This is a genomic window from Sphingopyxis sp. EU05-FHT14B03 (assembly GCF_058790875.1).
On sequence record NZ_JBYTDC010000001.1, the window covers coordinates 415,417 to 432,559 of the forward strand.

At 65.1% G+C, this 17,143-nt stretch carries 17 protein-coding genes; 6 read left to right on the top strand and 11 right to left on the bottom strand.

Annotated features, from left to right (window positions below; translation table 11 throughout):
- Positions 1-74 precede the first annotated feature (74 nt).
- The 4 genes from AC3WS4_RS02130 to rph all read right to left on the bottom strand — a co-directional run bounded on the left by AC3WS4_RS02130 (position 75) and on the right by rph (position 3,649).
- Positions 75-965: a tyrosine recombinase XerC gene (locus AC3WS4_RS02130; protein WP_492740043.1), complete on the bottom strand. Its 891-nt coding sequence runs from the start codon at positions 963-965 to the stop codon at positions 75-77.
- Positions 966-1,066: 101 nt separating this feature from the next.
- A complete protein-coding gene (gene hemW / locus AC3WS4_RS02135) occupies positions 1,067-2,245 on the bottom strand; it encodes a radical SAM family heme chaperone HemW (RefSeq protein ID WP_492740042.1) in 1,179 nt (392 codons plus the stop codon).
- 62 nt (positions 2,246-2,307) lie between these two features.
- Complete coding sequence (gene rdgB / locus AC3WS4_RS02140; protein ID WP_492740040.1) at positions 2,308-2,931, bottom strand: RdgB/HAM1 family non-canonical purine NTP pyrophosphatase; 624 nt, start codon at positions 2,929-2,931, stop codon at positions 2,308-2,310.
- Position 2,932: 1 nt separating this feature from the next.
- A complete protein-coding gene (gene rph, locus AC3WS4_RS02145; RefSeq protein WP_492740039.1) occupies positions 2,933-3,649 on the bottom strand; it encodes a ribonuclease PH in 717 nt (238 codons plus the stop codon).
- A gap of 166 nt (positions 3,650-3,815) precedes the next feature.
- Between rph and AC3WS4_RS02150 the strand changes: the two genes are divergently transcribed.
- Positions 3,816-4,475: a hypothetical protein gene (locus AC3WS4_RS02150; protein ID WP_492742597.1), complete on the top strand. Its 660-nt coding sequence runs from the start codon at positions 3,816-3,818 to the stop codon at positions 4,473-4,475.
- Between the two features lie 15 nt (positions 4,476-4,490).
- On the opposite strand, the gene AC3WS4_RS02155 is transcribed toward AC3WS4_RS02150, so the two are convergent.
- Entirely contained in the window at positions 4,491-5,291 is an 801-nt protein-coding gene (locus AC3WS4_RS02155; protein ID WP_492740036.1) for a dienelactone hydrolase family protein, read from the bottom strand.
- Positions 5,292-5,437: 146 nt separating this feature from the next.
- On the opposite strand from AC3WS4_RS02155, the gene hrcA reads away from it, so the two are divergent.
- Together hrcA and grpE are read left to right on the top strand one after the other, a co-directional pair.
- Positions 5,438-6,481 carry a heat-inducible transcriptional repressor HrcA gene (gene hrcA / locus AC3WS4_RS02160; protein ID WP_492740035.1) on the top strand — a complete coding sequence of 348 codons (1,044 nt, stop codon included), beginning with the start codon at positions 5,438-5,440 and terminating at the stop codon, positions 6,479-6,481.
- Positions 6,482-6,485: 4 nt separating this feature from the next.
- Complete coding sequence (gene grpE / locus AC3WS4_RS02165; protein ID WP_187142261.1) at positions 6,486-7,046, top strand: nucleotide exchange factor GrpE; 561 nt, start codon at positions 6,486-6,488, stop codon at positions 7,044-7,046.
- A gap of 102 nt (positions 7,047-7,148) precedes the next feature.
- Here the strand turns inward: grpE and def are convergent, their stop codons facing one another.
- The 3 genes from def to recR form a co-directional block, all read right to left on the bottom strand.
- Positions 7,149-7,682, bottom strand: coding sequence for a peptide deformylase (gene def / locus AC3WS4_RS02170; RefSeq protein ID WP_492740034.1), 534 nt, complete (start codon positions 7,680-7,682; stop codon positions 7,149-7,151).
- Positions 7,683-7,713: 31 nt separating this feature from the next.
- Positions 7,714-8,226, bottom strand: coding sequence for a hypothetical protein (locus tag AC3WS4_RS02175; protein ID WP_492742599.1), 513 nt, complete (start codon positions 8,224-8,226; stop codon positions 7,714-7,716).
- Between the two features lie 157 nt (positions 8,227-8,383).
- Positions 8,384-8,980: a recombination mediator RecR gene (gene recR, locus AC3WS4_RS02180; protein WP_492740031.1), complete on the bottom strand. Its 597-nt coding sequence runs from the start codon at positions 8,978-8,980 to the stop codon at positions 8,384-8,386.
- 99 nt (positions 8,981-9,079) lie between these two features.
- Here recR and fmt point away from each other — a divergent pair, with 99 nt between their 5' ends.
- Both fmt and truA read left to right on the top strand, forming a co-directional pair.
- Positions 9,080-10,000 carry a methionyl-tRNA formyltransferase gene (fmt, locus tag AC3WS4_RS02185; RefSeq protein ID WP_492740030.1) on the top strand — a complete coding sequence of 307 codons (921 nt, stop codon included), beginning with the start codon at positions 9,080-9,082 and terminating at the stop codon, positions 9,998-10,000.
- Between the two features lie 96 nt (positions 10,001-10,096).
- Positions 10,097-10,837, top strand: a complete 741-nt coding sequence (truA, locus tag AC3WS4_RS02190; RefSeq protein ID WP_492740029.1) for a tRNA pseudouridine(38-40) synthase TruA — start codon at positions 10,097-10,099, stop codon at positions 10,835-10,837.
- 169 nt (positions 10,838-11,006) lie between these two features.
- Here truA and AC3WS4_RS02195 read toward each other — a convergent pair whose 3' ends face one another.
- The gene (locus AC3WS4_RS02195; protein WP_056349127.1) at positions 11,007-11,537 is read right to left on the bottom strand and encodes a CarD family transcriptional regulator; all 531 of its coding nucleotides are present in this window, start codon (positions 11,535-11,537) and stop codon (positions 11,007-11,009) included.
- Positions 11,538-11,849: 312 nt separating this feature from the next.
- Between AC3WS4_RS02195 and AC3WS4_RS02200 the strand changes: the two genes are divergently transcribed.
- Complete coding sequence (locus AC3WS4_RS02200) at positions 11,850-12,668, top strand: SDR family NAD(P)-dependent oxidoreductase (RefSeq protein WP_492740027.1); 819 nt, start codon at positions 11,850-11,852, stop codon at positions 12,666-12,668.
- Positions 12,669-12,707: 39 nt separating this feature from the next.
- Here AC3WS4_RS02200 and AC3WS4_RS02205 read toward each other — a convergent pair whose 3' ends face one another.
- Complete coding sequence (locus tag AC3WS4_RS02205) at positions 12,708-14,756, bottom strand: alpha/beta hydrolase family protein (RefSeq protein WP_492740026.1); 2,049 nt, start codon at positions 14,754-14,756, stop codon at positions 12,708-12,710.
- Between the two features lie 194 nt (positions 14,757-14,950).
- Positions 14,951-17,068 carry a sodium-translocating pyrophosphatase gene (locus AC3WS4_RS02210; protein WP_187142320.1) on the bottom strand — a complete coding sequence of 706 codons (2,118 nt, stop codon included), beginning with the start codon at positions 17,066-17,068 and terminating at the stop codon, positions 14,951-14,953.
- Positions 17,069-17,143 lie beyond the last annotated feature (75 nt).

Below are 17,143 nucleotides of genomic sequence, written 5' to 3' on the forward strand. Positions count from 1 at the left end.
GACACGCGAAGGAAAGCGCCAGCACAACGTCTCTCGACTTCGCTCGAGACGAACGGAAAAGGGAATAGCGCCGCTCAAGCCCTAGGATGCGCATTCCGATAAATATCCAGCAGATGCGCGGCATCGACCGCCGTATAGACCTGCGTCGACGCCAGGCTCGCATGGCCCAGCAATTCCTGCAGCGACCGCAAATCCGCCCCGCCCGCCAGCAGATGCGTCGCGAAACTGTGGCGCAGCGCGTGCGGCGTCGTCCGCTCGGGCAGCCCCAGTGCGCGCCGCGCCGACCGCACGCTCGCGCGCACCACCCCGGGCTGGAGCGGCCCGCCGCGCGCGCCCAAAAACAGCGGCGTCTCCTTCGCCATCGGCCAGGGACAGGCGTCGACATAGCGCGCCACCGCTTTCGCGACCGCCGGCAGGACCGGCACCACGCGCGTCTTGTTCCGCTTGCCCGTCACCCGCAGCACATCGCCGAGCGGCAGCACCGAGCCGGTCAGCGACAGCGCCTCGCCGATGCGCAGCCCCGCGCCATAGAGCAGCAGCAGCAACGCAAAATCGCGCGCGCCGACCCAGCCCAGCCGCGCATTGTCCTCGACATCCTGCGCCAGTTGCAACGCCTCGGCGGGCGCCACCGGCCGCGGCAGACCCTTTTTGACGCGCGGCCCGCGCAGCGCGGGCAAGGTCGCTCCCTCGCCCCCGACAAAACGCAGGAAACCGCGCAGCGCCGACAGTTCGCGCGCCGCCGACGCATTGCCCAGCCCCTCGGAACGCCGCGTCGCCAGATAGGCGCGCAGGTCGTTGGCGCTCGTCCGCCGCAGCATCGCGGCATCGACCGCGCCACCATGATGACCCGACAGGAAGGCTGCGAAACGCTCGGCCGTCGCGATATAGGCGCGCCGCGTATGCTCCGACCGGCGCCGCTCATGCGCCAGATGGGCATCCCAGTCGCGGATGATGTCTGAAGTCAAAGACCGTCCTTCAAATCCCGTTTGTGTCGAGCGAAGTCGAGACACGTTGGCGCCATGCCGCGCGTCCCTCGACTTCGCTCGGGACGAACGGTGCGGGAAGGTTACTGAGTTTTCACCACCTCGGAAAGGATCGAGTCGAGCAGCAAGATCCCCTTGCCCGTCACCACCAGCCGGTCGCCCTCGGCGCGCATCAGCCCCAGGCCCGCCAGCCGCGCCACCGCCGCATCATCCACGAACGCCGCGCGCGCCAGCCCGCTCCGCGCCTCGACGCGCGCCAGATCGACACCATCGCTCAGCCGCAGCCCCATCAGCATCGCCTCTGTCGCACGCTCCTGCGCGGGCAGGTCATTCTCGACCTTCAGCCCGTGCCCGTTGCGCTCGACCGCCGCGATGAAATTCTCGGGCTTCTTGTGCCGTTCAGTCGCCTGCGCCAGCCGCCGCCCATGCGCCCCGGGCCCGACGCCCGCATAGTCGCCATAGCGCCAATAGGTCAGGTTATGCCGGCTCTCCTCGCCCGGCCGCGCATGGTTCGACACTTCGTAGCGCGGCAGCCCCGCCGCGCGCGTCATCGCCTGCGTCGCGTCGAACAGGTCTGCCGCGGCATCGCCGTCGGGAATGATCAGGTCGCCCTTCGCCGCCAGCGTCGCAAAGCGCGTCCCCGGCTCGATCGTCAGCTGGTACAGCGACAAATGCCCCGTCCCGAACGCCAGCGCGTCGCCCAGTTCGCGTTCCCAGTCGGAAAGCGCCTGCCCCGGCCGCGCATAGATCAGGTCGAAACTCGCGCGGTCGAAATAAGTTTGCGCCGCCGCAATCGCCCGCCGCGCCTCATCGCCGCTATGCGCCCGCCCCAGAAATTCCAGCACTTTTGGATCGAAGCTCTGCACCCCGATCGACACGCGATTGACCCCCGCCGCCGCCAGATCGGCGAAAGCGGCAACTTCCACCGAATTGGGGTTCGCTTCGAGCGTGATCTCGCAATCGTCCGCCAGCCCCCACAGCGCCCCCGCCTCGGCAATCACCGCCGCCACCGTGGCGGGCGGCATCAAACTCGGCGTCCCGCCCCCAAAGAAGATCGACGACACCGTCCGCCCCGGCAGCAACGCCGCCTCATGCCGCAAATCCGCCAGCAAAGCCGCGCGCCAGACCTCTTGGTCGACTCTGTCGCGCACATGGCTGTTGAAGTCGCAATAGGGGCATTTGCTGACGCAAAAAGGCCAATGGACATAGAGGGCGAGCGGTTCACTCCCCTCCCGCTTGCGGGAGGGGTCGGGGGAGGGCATGTCTCGTGGATCAGTGGTGGCCACAGGCCCTCCCCTAGCCCTTCCCGCAAGCGGGAGGGGAACTAAAACGCCCCCGCCACCAGCTTGGCAAAGGCATCGGCCCGATGGCTGATCTTGTGCTTCTCGGCCGGATCGATCTCCGCGAAAGTCAGTGTGTTACCGGCCGGAACGAAGACCGGGTCATAACCGAAGCCCAGCTTGCCCCGCGGCGGCCAGGTCAGGCTGCCCTGCGCGGCACCTTCGTAAACATCGGCATGCCCGTCGGGCCACGCCAGCGCCAGCGTGCAAACGAAGCGCGCGCTGCGGTCGACCTCCGCCCCCTGCTCGGCGAGCAGCCCTTCGACCTTGCCCATCGCGAGATACCAGTCGCGCCCCGGATTGCCCTCGAAGCGCTGCCGCTCGGCCCAGTCGGCGGTATAGACCCCCGGCCGCCCGCCAAGCGCCGCGACCTCGAGCCCGCTGTCGTCGGCGAGCGCGGGCAGCCCCGCCGCCGACGCGCTCGCATGCGCCTTCAACAGCGCATTCTCGCGGAAGGTCGTCCCCGTCTCTTCGGGTTCGGGCAGCCCGAGGTCGCCCGCCGACACCGGCTCGATCCCGAACGGTTCGAGCAGCGCGCGAATCTCGCGCACCTTGCCCGCATTGTGGCTCGCGATGACAAGCTTGCCGGGGGCGAGCTTGCGATTCACCTCAGCGCCCCGTCGCCTTGTCCTGCGCCGCGAAAATCTCGGCGCAACCGATACGCGCCAACCGCAGCAGACGCAGCAGGCCCTCCTCGTCATAGGTCGCACCCTCGGCGCTCGCCTGCACCTCGACGATCTGGCCGCGCCCGGTCAGCACGAAGTTGCCGTCGGCCTCGGCGACCGAATCCTCGTCATAATCGAGGTCGAGCACCGGCGTGCCGTTGTAGATGCCGCACGAGATCGCGCCGACCTTGTCCTCGATCGGATCCTCGGCGATCGCACCCGACGCGAGCAGCTTGTCGACCGCGATCCGCAGCGCGACCCACGCGCCCGAAATCGACGCGGTGCGCGTGCCGCCATCGGCCTGGATCACGTCGCAATCGATCACGATCTGGCGTTCGCCCAGCTTCTTGAAATCGACCACAGCGCGCAGACTGCGGCCGATCAGCCGCTGGATTTCCTGCGTCCGCCCCGACTGCTTGCCTTTCGCCGCCTCGCGGCTGCCACGCGTGTGCGTCGCGCGGGGCAGCATGCCATATTCGGCGGTCACCCAGCCCTGACCCTTGCCGCGCAGGAAGGGCGGCACCTTCTCATCGACGCTGGCGGTGACGAGCACCTTGGTGTTGCCGAAGCTGACGAGGACGCTGCCCTCGGCATGGATGGTGAATTCGGTCTCGATGCCGATGGGACGCATCTGGTCGGGCGCGCGGGCGGAAGGGCGCATGGGGGATTCTCCTGTGAATGTGTGCGGCGGCGCTTAGCGGCGCCGGAAAGGATTGGCGAGTCTTCACCGCCGTCGACTTTGGCGATCGGCAAGTTATGATCGCGCAATGCGCCCAGGATCACTCGCCACCGTAACGGTCGCCACCCTGCTCGCCATCGGCGTTACCTTGGCCGCGTCGATCGGATCAACAAGGACCGACGGCCCCGCTATCTCCAAGGTCACCTACATCCGTGATATAGATCATCGCCAACCGGAGCGGCTTGGGGATTGCCCGCTGTCACAGTGGGTCACCGTGGAACAGGACGGCGCATTGCTGTCGATCTGGTACCTCCAGCGTCGCCAAAACGGGCGGTGCGTACCGCTCATGGATTTTGAGGATGCCTCGCCGGCATCCGAGCCGGACGCTCCCGATGTCGCCGCGCGATCGTCAATCCGCCTCACGCCGAATCAAGTGAACTTGCTTCATGAAGAGCTGGGGCACCTGCGGTGGAAACCAGCATGGGGAAGCATCGAGGACATCGGTTTCCCGCCGACAATGTCCTCGGCCTGCGATCGCCACTTCCCGCGCAGCGATATGAGCGGCGACGATTATGACACGCGATTGCTCGTTATCGAACGCTCCGACAACATGGCAGCAGCGCTGACATTCTTCAGTGCAAGAGAAGCACGGCGCGCGGGAGAGCGTTGCAACGAAGCGCAATCGCGCAATATTGCGCGCGCCGATGCCGCAATTGCCCCTTACGTGAGGGGCATACCCAAAACGATGAAGCTCCCACCGAACCGTCCGGAACTGCTGGAACCAAAAACACTCTACCTGACCGACTGAACGCTAAAATCGCGCTCAATCGCTCAACCGCATACGAAAGAAATCGAGGATTTCGTCGCGCGCCTGCACCGTCGGCTGGCCGGCTTCGTCGATCAGGTGGATCGTCACCACGCTGTGCGGGTTTTTCATCGGGCTGTTCGGGTTCGCCGCCGCGTCGGGCAGCACCTTGCCGATGAACCGGTCGCCGAGCGCGTCCTCATAGGCCGCGAAGCGCGCCGCCTTGCAGAATTTGTCGCCCTCGAAGCGGTAGGCGAGCACGGTCAGATCCTCGGCCTCCATCCGCGCCTTGACCGCCGCGAGTTCGTCGGGGGCGATATGCATGCCCGCCGCGCCGTTCAGCGGCAGCGACGGCTGCGACAGCACCGGCGCGAGTACCGAGGGTTCGAGCATCATCGACAGTGCGAAATTGCCCGTGAAGCACATGCCGATCGCGCCGACGCCCTTGCCGCCGCATTCCAGATGCGCGAACGCCGCCAGCGCGCGCAGCCACAACGTCGCGGGTGAGCTTTCATTGGCCTGAAAGGCGCGGAACTGGCGGCTGATGCACCCGCCGATCATCGTGAAGACCGCACCAGGCATCCGCGGCACCGCGCCGTCCTTGCCGAAAATATGCGGCATATAGACGGTGAAGCCCGCATCGCGGCCCCAGCGCGCGAAACGCGCGACATGCGGGCTGATGCCCGGCATTTCGGTCATCACGATCACCGCGGGACCGCGGCCCATCGTGTAGACGCGGTGCTTGCGGCCAAGCAGGACGATGTCGCGATGGTCGAAATCGTCGAGCGGATCGTCCTGGTTCAGCGGGCGTGTGGTCATGTGTCTCTCCCCCGGTCGGAGGCTAGGCAGAAGAATCGCCTTTTGCACCCCCTTTCGTCATCCCCGCAAAGGCAGGGATGACGATCCTTGGGGAGCCGAGGTCCAGCTTTGTTGCGCTCGGCCTCCTGCATCCCTAAATCCTCCCCATGACCACGCCGCCTATCACCGAACTCACCACGCGCGCCCGCGACGTGTTCCGGATGGTCGTCGACGCCTATCTCGAAACCGGCCAACCGGTCGGCTCGCGCACGCTGTCGAAGCTCGCCAGTCTCAACCTCTCCCCCGCGTCGATCCGCAACGTGATGCAGGATCTCGAGGAATATGGCCTGCTCGCCAGCCCGCACACCAGCGCCGGGCGCCTGCCCACCGAACAGGGGCTGCGCCTGTTCGTCGACGGCATGATGCAGGTCGCCGAACCATCGGCCGAGGACCGCGCCCAGATTGAGGCGTCCTTGTCCGACGCCGGCCCGATCGAAAGCGCGCTCGCGCAGGCGACCTCGGCGCTGTCGGGGCTGTCGGCGTGCGCCGGCCTCGTGCTCGTCCCCAAGCATGAGCGCGTGCTCAAACAGCTCGCCTTCGTGCCGCTGTCGGCGAATCAGGCGCTCGTCGTGCTCGTCGCGGGCGACGGCGCGGTCGAGAACCGCGTCATCGCCATTCCGCCTGGCCTCAACCCGTCGGCGCTCGTCGAGGCGGGCAATTATATCAGCGCGACCCTGTCGGGCCTCACCCTCGCCGAAGCGATGGTGCGCGTCCGCCGCGAGATGGAGGCCGAGCGCATCGCGATCGACCGCGCCGCGCAGGATCTGGTGTCGCGCGGGCTCGCGGTCTGGTCGTCGGACGGCGCCGACCGCCCGGTGCTGATCGTGCGCGGCCAGGCGAATCTGCTCGACGAAAGCGCGGTCGGCGACCTCGACCGGGTCCGCCAATTGCTCGACGAACTCGAAACCAAGCAGGACATCGCGCAGTTGCTCGACAGCGCGCGCGAGGGCGCCGCGACCCGCATTTTCATCGGGTCGGAGAATAAATTATTCTCGCTTTCGGGCTCGTCCGTGATAGCGGCGCCCTATCGCGGATCGGCCGGGCGCGTGGTCGGGGTTGTCGGCGTGATCGGTCCGACGCGCTTGAACTATGCCCGGATCGTTCCCATGGTGGATTTCACCGCTCAATCGCTCTCCAGACTGATACGATAGGTTTATGACAAATACTGAAAACGACACGCGCGCCGAAGACGCGCTGACCCCCGAAAATGTCGCAGCCGAGGCCGATGCGACGACGCCCACCACCGGCGAGAATGACGAAGTCGCGAAGCTCGCCGAACAGGTCGCCGCGCTGCAGCAGGACCTGCTCTATTCGCGCGCCGAGACGCAGAATGTCCGCCGCCGCGGCGAAAAGGAAGTCGCCGACGCGCACGCCTATGCCGCGACGAAATTCGCGCGCGATATCCTGTCGGTCGCCGACAATCTCGGCCGCGCGCTCGCAGCGCTCAGCGAGGAGCAGCGCGCCGACGAGGGGATCAAGCCGCTCGTCACCGGACTCGAAGCGACCGAGCGTGAATTGCTCAGCGTCTTCGAACGCAACGGCATCACCCGCATCGCCGCGATCGGCCTGCCGCTCGACCCCAACCAGCACCAGGCGATGCTCGAAATCCCGAGCGATCAGACCCCCGGCACGATCGTGCAGGAAATGCAGGCGGGCTATATGATGAAAGACCGCCTACTGCGCCCCGCGATGGTCGCGGTCGCGAAGGCGGGATAGCCCGTTCGTGTTCCCCGGCGAAAGCCGGGGTCCATGCTGGCTCGATCTAACTTCGCTTTCAGGCGTTCTGGACCCCGGCTTTCGCCGGGGAACACGTAAAGACTAGGCCGCTTTCCGCATCTTCATCAGCTTCTTGAGCACCATCTCGCGCTTCAACCGCGACAGATGATCGATGAAGAGAATGCCTTCCAGATGGTCGTGCTCGTGCTGGATGCACGTCGCCATCAGCCCGGTCATGCGTTCGCTGTGAGGCTTGCCGTCGGCGTCCTGCCAGTCGACCGTGACCTCGGCAGGGCGCGTCACATCGGCATATTGCTCGGGGACCGACAGGCAGCCCTCCTGATAGACGCTATGCTCCTCGCTTTCCTCGGAGAAAACGGGGTTGATGAAGACGCGCGGAGTGCGGATCAGGCGCTTGCCCTCCTCGTCCTCGGGATCGGGTTCCTGCAGGTCGATCACCAGGATGCGCTTGGGCACCCCGACCTGGATCGCGGCGAGCCCGATACCGGGGGCGTCGTACATCGTCTCGAACATGTCGGCGATCAGCGTCTTCAGCTCGGCGTCGAACGTCTCTACGGGCTTCGAAATGACGCGCAGCCGCGGATCGGGGGTCTCTATGATGGGTAAAAGGGCCATGGCGTGCAGGTATGGTCGGAGAGGCGCAGGGTCAAGGGGCCATATTTTCACCACAGGCGGCCAGATTTAGAAGCCCCGTCGCAACGTCGAACGTCCCAAAAGCCATCCGATAATCGCGATCATCGATCCCGCCCGAACCCTCGGGATAGTTGGAATAGCTCCGTCTTCCGTTCCCAAATTCCTCAAAATTAGCCTCGCGCAAATCCACTTCGATAACAGATTTGTTATAGGCGGTCGGCTGCGGCTCACGCCGCTCCTTCCAAGCTGCCTCTGACTCCTCCGGCGAGAATTCCAGTTTGTAATGATAGCGGCGAAGCCAGCTTTTGAGATCGCCTATACACTCCTCGCGTCCCAATGCCGCCTCGACCCGGTCCATTTCAGCCTCGGTCGGCTTGACCTCGCGCGCGGCACAAGCGGACAGGGCAAGCGCGATCAAGGCGACGCATCGCCATTTCATGCCCGCTGGCGCCAACGCGAAATGACCGTTCGGATCAGGATGAAACAGGTCGCCAAAACAACCAGGAAGACGCACGACATGATCCACCACGCTGCGAAAATCTCATAAAGGTCGCTCTTCCACACGTCGGTTTCCAGATCGACGAATTCGCCCTGCGGATTATGCGCCCAAGCGGCGAAACCTGCGAACAATGCAGGCAGGGTGGCAACCAGCATACAAACGAGCAGAAGACGAAAGTAGCTTCTCACCCCACCGGCCGCCGCGCCCTCAGCGCCTGCGCCAGCGTCCCCTCGTCGAGATAATCGAGCTCGCCGCCTACCGGCAGGCCATGCGCCAGCTGCGTCAGCCGCACCGGATAGCCCTCCAGCCGCTCGGCGAGATAATGCGCCGTCGTCTGCCCCTCCAGCGTCGCGTTCATCGCCAGCACCACCTCGTCGATCCCGCCCGCCGCGACGCGCGCGACCAGCGCATCGATGCTGAGGTCCTGCGGCCGCACCCCCTCCAGCGCCGACAGCCGTCCGCCGAGCACATGATATTTGCCCGGAAAAAGCCGCGACTTGTCGAGCGCCCACAGGTCAGACACCTCCTCGACGACGCATAAAGACCGCTCATCGCGGCGCGGATCGGCGCAGATCGCGCACGGGTCCTGCGTGTCGACATTGCCGCAAATGGTACAGGTGACGAGCCGTTCGGACACGCTCTGCAACGCCGCGAGCAGCGGCGCAAAACTGCTCTCGCGCTTCTTCATCAGGTGCAGCACCGCGCGCCGCGCCGAGCGCGGGCCGAGGCCCGGCAGGCGGGCGAGTTGCTGGACGAGGGCTTCGATTTCGGTGGACGCCATGGGGTGGTGGTAGTGAGGCTGCGGGGTCGGCGCAATATCCCCTCTCCCGTCGGGAGAGGGACTTGCGCCGCATCGCAACCTCATCCAAAGCCCGCACCCATGCGCATCGCCTTCATGGGAACGCCGCCCTTCGCGGTACCGACGCTCGCCGCGCTCCACGCCGCGGGGCATCAGATCGTCGCGGTCTACACCCAGCCCCCCCGCCCCGCCCAGCGCGGCAAGAAGGTGCAGCAAAGCGCCGTCCACAACTGGGCCGAAGACCATAGCCTGCCCATCTGCACTCCTAAGAGCCTGAAAAGCCCCGAAGCGCAGGCCGAATTCGCCGCACTCGACCTCGATGTCGCGGTGGTCGCCGCTTACGGCCTGATCTTGCCGCAGGCGATCCTGAGCGCGCCGCGCGAGGGCTGCCTCAACGTCCATGGCTCGATCCTGCCGCGCTGGCGCGGCGCGGCGCCGGTGCAGCGCGCGATCCTGTCGGGTGACGGCGAAACCGGCGTCACGATCATGCAGATGGACGCGGGGCTCGACACCGGCGCGATGAGGCTCGTCGGGCGCACCGGGGTCGACGACAAGACCGCGGGCGAACTGACCGACGAACTCGCCGCGATGGGCGCCGCGCTGATGGTGAAGGCGCTCAGCGATCTCCACGCCTTCCTGCCCGAAGCGCAGCCCGACGACGGCGTTACTTACGCGGCCAAGATCGACAAGAGCGAGGCGCGGCTCGATTTCCTGACCAGCGCGGTGCAGGTCGAACGCCAGGTCCGCGCCTTCAACCCGATGCCGGGCGCCTTTTTCGAGCTCGATGGCGAGCGGTACAAGCTGCTCGCCGCCGAGGTCGTTCATCCCACCAATAGCATCGCGGGCGCCACCCCCGGCGTCACGACCGACGATGCGCTGACAATCGCCTGCAATCCCGGCGCGATCCGCGCCACCCGCGTCCAGCGCGCCGGCAAGCCCGCGATGGACGCCGCCGACCTGCTGCGCGGCCGCCCGATCCCCCAGGGCACGCGCCTCGCCTGATTTCCGTTGGTGTCGAGCGAAGTCGAGACACCTCGAAGGCGCGCGCGACCGATGAGCATCTCGACTTAGCTCGATGCGAACGGCTAAGGGGCGGCGATGACGCGCTTTGCCCTCACCATCGAATATGACGGCCGCCCCTATATGGGCTGGCAGCGGCAGGCGCACGGCCCGAGCGTGCAGCAAGCGATCGAGCAAGCCGTCACCAAGATTACCGGCGAAGACACCGCGGTGTTCAGCGCCGGACGCACCGATGCCGGGGTCCACGCCATCGCGATGCGCGGCCATGTCGATATCGAAAAGCCGCTGGCGCCCTTCCGCCTGATGGAGGCGATCAACGCCCAGCTTCGCCCTGCCCCGATCGCGATCATCGGGTGCGAGGTGGCGGACGACGCCTGGCATTCGCGCTTCGCCTGCATCGGTCGTTCCTATGAATATCGCATCGTCAATCGCCGCGCGCCGCTGACATGGGACAAGGGACTGGCCTGGCAATTCGCCCGGCCGCTCGACGCCGCGGCGATGCACGACGCGGCGCAACTGCTGATCGGGCTGCATGATTTCACGACTTTCCGTTCGGCGCATTGCCAGTCGCAAAGCCCGGTGAAGACGCTCGATAAGCTGACCGTCAGCCGCCATGGCGACGAGCTGATTATCGAGGCCGCGGCGCGCAGCTTCCTCCACCACCAGGTGCGCTCGATGGTCGGCTGCCTTACGCTCGTCGGGTACGGGAAATGGTCGGCGCGTGATTTACGGGCGGCACTGGAGGCCGCGGATCGCAACGCGCTGGGGCTGAACGCGCCGCCCGACGGGCTGTATTTTGTCGGGGCGAAATATCCCTGAATCCCCCCTCCCATTTGGGGAGAGGGAGGGGCCCGCGCCGCCCACCCGCTGCGACTAGCGAATAAATTCGCAAGTCTCGCTGCCCTCTCCCTAAATGGGAGAGTGGCAATGAAAAAGGGCGGCCCTTTCGGACCGCCCTTTCCTCTGTCTCATCGCGTCGAAGCGTGGCTTAGACCACCTTCTCCACATAATAGCGCGGCGCATTTTCGTTCAAAATCTCGAGGATCTTCGCCTGCGCCGTCTTTTCGTCGCTCTCTTCCATCGCGCCCAGTTCGCGGGCGAGGCGGCTAGAGGCGGCCTCGAAGATCTGGCGTTCCGAATAGCTCTGCTCGGGCTGGTCGTCGGCGCGGAACAGGTCGCGGGTCACTTCGGCGATCGACACCAGGTCGCCCGAATTGATCTTCGCTTCATATTCCTGGGCGCGGCGCGACCACATGGTGCGCTTGACCTTGGGCTTGGTGGTCAGCACCTGCAGCGCTTCCTTCAGCGTCTTGTCCGACGACAGCTTGCGCATGCCCACGCCCTCGGCCTTGTTGGTCGGGACGCGCAGGGTCATTTTTTCTTTTTCAAAGCGCAGGACATAGAGTTCGAGCTGCATGCCGGCGATTTCCGACCGCTGCAGTTCGATGACGCGCCCCACGCCATGCTTCGGATAAACGACATAGTCACCGACTTCGAAGAGGAGGGTGTTTGCGGACATGCAGTTTCCTTTCTGTGCCTTGTCGGGGACGGGGAAGCGGGTCAAAGCCGGTGCATCCTGCCCTCCTGCGAGGGGGATCGGAGCATTTCGGCGGCGCTAGCCAGTCAGAGTGACAAGGGATATGGCTCCATCGGAAACGCCGAACGTGCCCCAGCCCAGCGACGGGAAGAGACAGAATGTCGGCGTGTTGATATTTATTATAACAGAGTCGCAACAAAATTGCCACCCCTGCACGGAAATGCGTGGGTAGGCGCCTTGACGCCCCCGCACAGCCGTTTCAGGCTGGGACGAAATGACAGATAGGATGCCAATATGCAGGATCAAGTTTGGTGGGTCACGGGCGCGTCTTCGGGGATCGGTGCCGCACTGGCGCGGGCGCTGTCGGCGCGCGGCGCGCGGCTGATCCTGTCGGGGCGCAATGTCGCGGCACTCGAAGCCGTGGCGAAGGATTGCGGCCCCGGCACGATGATCCTGCCCTTCGAGGCGACGGATTACGCCGCGCTGCCGTTGATGGCCGAGGAAGCGTGGAACTGGTGCGGCCGGATCGACGGCCTCGTCAACAACGCCGGCATCTCGCAGCGCAGCCTCGCGATCGAGACCGATTTTTCGGTGTATCAGAAGATCGTCGACGTCGACCTGCTCGCCCCCATTGCCCTCACCCAGCAGCTGCTGCCGCGCATGGTCGCGGCGGGCGGTGGCCAGATCGTCGCGATTTCCAGCGTCGCGGGCATCGCCGGGGTGCCGCTGCGCAGCGCCTATTGCGCCGCCAAGCATGGGCTGATCGGCTATCACGACAGCATCCGCGCCGAGAATGAGCATCTCGGACTGAAAATACTCGTTGTAGCTCCCGGATCGATCGCGACCAACGTCAGCCGCAACGCGCTCAACGCCGACGGCAGCGTGCGCGGCGAAAGTGACAAAGCGATCGACAATGGCCTGTCGCCCGATTTCGCCGCAGCCGAGATTCTCGCCGCGGTCGCCGCGGGCACGCGCGAGCTCGTCGTCGCCGAAGGTGCAGAAGCTGCGATCCCCGGCCTGCGCCGCAGCGATCCCGACGCGCTGTTCGACCGGATGAGCGCGATGGTCCAGGCCGGCTATGCCGCCCAAATGAAAGCGGGCCGCGAAGGATAATCCTTCGCGGCCCGCCTCGGGTTCCAACAATAGCCGATGCTATTTGGTGTCGACGGTCACCACGACCGGAACCGGCTTGTCGGGATCGCTGGCGATATAGGCGGGGTTGAACCGCTCCAGCCACTTCTCGGTCTCAACCAGCCATTCGGTGTGCACATCCTCATAGGGCAGGTTGTGCGTTCCCTTGGGCTGTTCGACATAACGGAAGTCGACGCCTTCCTTCTTGCCCGACCCCTTCAGGCGCGACACCAGCGTGCGCGACTGCTCGATCGGGATACGCGCATCGCGCAGGCCGGCGACGATCAGGATCGGTGCCCATTTGCCGTCGGTGTTGCGTGCCGACGAGATCGAGATCAGGTCGGCAGCGGTCGCCTGGAAATTGGCGCCGAAGCTGCCGAAGGTGTTGGTGTCGTAAGACTTCATCATCGGAAAGTCATAAACGCCCGCACCCGCGATCGCGCATTTCCACAGATTGCCGTCGCGCTGCGCGCCGCGCGCGGTCGCATAGCCGCCATAGGACCAGCCCATGATACAGGCCCGCTTGGGATCGATCAGGCCCTGCCCGGCGAACCAGGTGACAGCGTCGTTGAGGTCGTCCTGCATCCGGTTGCCATAGCCGTTGGGCTTGCGCCCTTCCTTGACGAACTCCTTCCCATAGCCGCCCGAGCCGCGATAATTGGGCTGGATGACGACATAACCGAGTTCGGCAACCGCCTGATGCCAGGGGAAAAAGCCGAAGCCTTCCTCGTCGCGGATGCCATAGGGTCCGCCGTGCGGCATTACCACGACGGGCAGGTTCTTGGCGCCCTTGCGGTGGCGCGGATAGGTGACGACCGCCTCGATCTCCATCCCGTCCGACGCCTTGTAGCGGACGGTGTCGGTCGGATTCATCTTCGCACCCTGCAAAATCGGGTGGACCCAGCCGAGCAGCTGCAATTTGCCGCTTTCGGTATCGTACAGATAATAGCCGCCCGGATCGCTCGTCTCGCCGACACGGACGACCAGCTTGGTATCGCCGTCGTTGGTCGAGGTGATGATCGCATTGCCTTCACCGAAATCCTCGTCGAAGAATGCCTGGACCTGCGCGAGGCGCGGATCCGTCCATTTGCGACGCTCCTTGTCGGTGGTGAAAGCGACACCCAGCATGTCGTTCTCAGCCTCGTTGACGACAATGCCATCGACATCGTAGCGGCTGAGCTGGAACACCGGCCCGCCGACGACTTCCATCGTCTTCATATTGACCTTGTAGACGCGACGCAGATTGTCCTTGTTGCTGGTCGCATAGGCCATGTCGGGTTCGTCGAGGAAGACTTCCGGTACGATCTGCGAATTGGTGAAGGTCGGGTCCTTCGCGTTCGACACGGTCTTGAGCGTCCCGCTGGCGTCCGAACGATACATCAGCCGCTGGTTGCCCTTGTCGTCCTGGCCCAGGCCGCCGCGGATCACGCCCTTGCCATCGACCAGCCAGGTACTGACCTCGACATTGGGGCGTTGGACGGACTTGTACTTGCCGGTGCGTACATCGACGTCGAGCACTTCGGGACCTACCGAGAAGCTGCCGTCCTTGAAGAAACCGCGCTGGATCAGCATCGTTTCTTTCTCGTCGTCGATGTGCAGGATCGTGCCGCCGTCGCCGCCGGCTTCGGTCCACGCGATCGGGGTCAGCTTGCCCGATTCAAGATCATAGGCGGCCAGGCGGCGAAGGTCGGCGCGCTGCCCGAAGATATTCTCTCGCGACAGCAAAGTCACGATCAGCGTGCGATTGCCGACCCAGCGCCAGCCCCCCATCGTACGGTCGCCCGCCTCGCGAAATTCTTCGGCCTTGGCGATCAGCGTCGGTGCGCTGCCCGGCTTCGCGAGGTCGAGATAGACCAGATTGTCGACGCCATCGCGGCTCATCATCACCGCGATCTTGGTGCCGTCGGGCGACAGGCGCGGATCGCGCATGAACGGCCTTTTGCCGAACACGGCGGTATCGACGCGCCCCTTTTGCGCGGTGACGACGATATCGCTCGCCTGCGCCATGCCGACCGCCGGCCACGCCACTGCCGATGCCAGCAAGGCGGCGGCAAACATCTTCTTGATCATCATAATCTCCGTATTCATGCCCCGACGGAGAGCGCAACCCACTGGCATTCGGGCCGATTGCCCGCGCTTCCCTCTGCCACGCAGCCTAGAAAGCGCGCGCGGGGATGGCAACCGACATAAGTTGAAATTGAAACCAAAAAGCCCCGCCGGATCGCTCCGGCGGGGCCTCTTGTTTCACCCGCAGGCGGTGCGGCTTAAGCCGCGCCGTGCGCCAGCGCCGCGAGGAGCAGGATCGCCACGATATTGGTGATCTTGATCATCGGGTTGACCGCCGGACCTGCGGTATCCTTGTACGGATCGCCGACGGTGTCGCCGGTCACCGCGGCCTTGTGGGCCTCGCTGCCCTTGCCGCCGTGGTTGCCGTCTTCGATATATTTCTTGGCGTTGTCCCACGCGCCGCCACCCGAGGTCATCGAGATCGCGACGAACAGCCCGCCGACGATCACGCCGAGCAACAGCGCACCGAGCGCTTCGAGCGCCGCGGCCGGCCCCGCGACGCCGCGAATGACGAAATACACCACGATCGGCGCCAGCACCGGCAACAGCGACGGGATGATCATTTCCTTGATCGCCGCCTTGGTGACCAGGTCGACCGTGCGCGCATAGTCGGGCTTGCTCTCATAGGTCATGATGCCGGGGTTGTTCTTGAACTGCTCGCGAACATCCTTGACGACCTCGCCCGCCGCGCGGCCGACGGCGGTCATGCCGAACGCCCCGAAGAGGTACGGCAAGAGCGCACCGAGCAGCAGCCCGACGATGACATAGGGCGACGAGAGCGAGAAGGTCAGCGGCGCGTCGAGGCCGAGCTTCGCCGAATATTCGGTGATGTCGGCGGTATAGGTGCCGAACAGCACCAAGGCCGCAAGACCCGCAGACCCGATGGCATAGCCCTTGGTCACTGCCTTGGTCGTGTTGCCCACGGCGTCGAGCAGGTCGGTCTTTTCACGCACGCTGTCGTCGAGTCCCGCCATTTCGGCAATACCGCCGGCGTTGTCGGTGACCGGGCCATAGGCGTCGAGCGCGACAACCATGCCGGCGAGTGCCAGCATCGCGGTCGCCGCAAAGGCGATGCCGATGATGCCCGCGATCTGGAACGCGATGACGATGCCCGCGCAGATCACGAGCGTCGGCAACGCGGTCGATTCAAGGCTGATCGCCAGACCCTGGATGACGTTGGTGCCATGGCCCGTTTCCGAAGCCTTGGCGATCGACCGCACCGGGCGGTAATTGGTGCCCGTGTAATATTCGGTGATCCAGATGATCAGCCCGGTGATGACGAGGCCGAGCAGCGAACACAGGAACAGGTCGGTGCCGTTGAACGACTGACCCGTGACGACGGTCTTCATGTCGCCCTTCAGCACATAGCTCGTCGAGAACCAGATCGCCGGGACCGAGAGGATCGCGGTGACGAGGAAGCCCTTGTACATCGCGCCCATGACATTCTTGCCGCCACCGAGACGAACGAAATAGGTGCCGATGATCGAGGTGATGATGCACACGCCGCCCATCAGCAGCGGCAGGCTCATCAGCGGCAGCAGCTGGTCGCCCGCGCTCTTCAGGAGCAGCGCGATCAGCACCATGGTGGCGCCGACGGTGACAACATAGGTTTCGAACAGATCGGCGGCCATGCCGGCGCAGTCGCCGACATTGTCGCCGACGTTGTCGGCGATCACCGCGGGATTGCGCGGATCGTCCTCAGGAATTCCGGCCTCGACCTTGCCAACGAGGTCGGCGCCGACGTCGGCGGCCTTGGTAAAGATACCGCCGCCGAGACGCGCGAAGATCGAGATCAGCGAAGCGCCGAAGGCGAGCGCGACGAGCGCGTCGACGACGGTGCGATCGTCACCGCCGACGGTGTAGCCGCCGGGACCGATCAGATACCAGAAGAAGACCGAGATCGCGAGGAGCGCCAGGCCCGCCACGAGCATGCCGGTGATCGCGCCGGCGCGGAACGCCATGGTCAGGCCGGCCTGAAGACCCGTTTGCGCCGCGGCCGCGGTGCGGACGTTGGCCTTTACCGAGATGTTCATGCCGACGAAGCCGGCGACGCCCGACAGGATGGCGCCGATCAGGAAGCCCGTCGCCGAAACTTCGCCAAGGAACCACCAGACGAGGATGGCGACGACGACGCCGACGATGGCGATGGTGCGATATTGACGGCCCAGATAGGCCTTGGCGCCTTCCTGGATGGCGGCGGCGATTTCCTGCATCTTTTCATTACCCGCCGATGCGCTGAGCACCTGCCGCGAGGTAATGAATCCATAGAGTACGGCCACCAGGCCGCACGCTATCGCGATCATAACCGGATTCATGCGTGTCTATTCCTTCCCCATTGAAGAAGGGCGAACGCGAAGATAGCAGTCGAACGTCCGACTTATTGATGCCGG

Coding starts and splice junctions, on each gene's coding strand:
- hemW (WP_492740042.1), bottom strand. CDS start 2,245: ATGCCCTCCCCCGACCCCTCCCGCAAGCGGGAGGGGAGTGAACCGCTC.
- rph (WP_492740039.1), bottom strand. CDS start 3,649: ATGCGCCCTTCCGCCCGCGCGCCCGACCAGATGCGTCCCATCGGCATC.
- AC3WS4_RS02155 (WP_492740036.1), bottom strand. CDS start 5,291: ATGACCACACGCCCGCTGAACCAGGACGATCCGCTCGACGATTTCGAC.
- hrcA (WP_492740035.1), top strand. CDS start 5,438: ATGACCACGCCGCCTATCACCGAACTCACCACGCGCGCCCGCGACGTG.
- grpE (WP_187142261.1), top strand. CDS start 6,486: ATGACAAATACTGAAAACGACACGCGCGCCGAAGACGCGCTGACCCCC.
- def (WP_492740034.1), bottom strand. CDS start 7,682: ATGGCCCTTTTACCCATCATAGAGACCCCCGATCCGCGGCTGCGCGTC.
- recR (WP_492740031.1), bottom strand. CDS start 8,980: ATGGCGTCCACCGAAATCGAAGCCCTCGTCCAGCAACTCGCCCGCCTG.
- fmt (WP_492740030.1), top strand. CDS start 9,080: ATGCGCATCGCCTTCATGGGAACGCCGCCCTTCGCGGTACCGACGCTC.
- truA (WP_492740029.1), top strand. CDS start 10,097: ATGACGCGCTTTGCCCTCACCATCGAATATGACGGCCGCCCCTATATG.
- AC3WS4_RS02195 (WP_056349127.1), bottom strand. CDS start 11,537: ATGTCCGCAAACACCCTCCTCTTCGAAGTCGGTGACTATGTCGTTTAT.
- AC3WS4_RS02200 (WP_492740027.1), top strand. CDS start 11,850: ATGCAGGATCAAGTTTGGTGGGTCACGGGCGCGTCTTCGGGGATCGGT.
- AC3WS4_RS02205 (WP_492740026.1), bottom strand. CDS start 14,756: ATGATCAAGAAGATGTTTGCCGCCGCCTTGCTGGCATCGGCAGTGGCG.
- AC3WS4_RS02210 (WP_187142320.1), bottom strand. CDS start 17,068: ATGAATCCGGTTATGATCGCGATAGCGTGCGGCCTGGTGGCCGTACTC.